This window comes from Gilvimarinus sp. 1_MG-2023 (assembly GCF_030548285.1).
On sequence record NZ_JAUOSC010000877.1, the window covers coordinates 1 to 281 of the forward strand.

At 53.0% G+C, this 281-nt stretch carries 1 protein-coding gene; it reads right to left on the minus strand.

The features are described from left to right. Positions 1–265: phosphatase PAP2 family protein (locus tag Q4563_RS23700; RefSeq protein ID WP_442903809.1), on the minus strand; the 265-nt coding region annotated here is incomplete at its 3' end. Between the last annotated feature and the right edge of the window lie 16 nt (positions 266–281).

The following is a 281-nucleotide window of genomic DNA, read 5'->3' on the forward strand; positions in this document are numbered from 1 at the left end:
GCCAGAACCCCATCGCCGAGTGACCACTAACAAACGACCGGCATTTGCCATGGCACTGATCCGCAATCACAAAGGCTGGACTGAAACCACTTTTGCCGCCAAATTCCACTACCTGCTTTGGCCGTGGCCGCTCAAAACCTTCTTTAAATACATTGTGTACCAGAATGCCGGGGCCAATCAGCAAGGTCAGCAACAGGAACAACCAGACCTTCCTCTGGCTATGGGGCAAACCACGAGACCAGAAGGTCAACCCCAACCCAATCATCAACAAAGGCACCAGG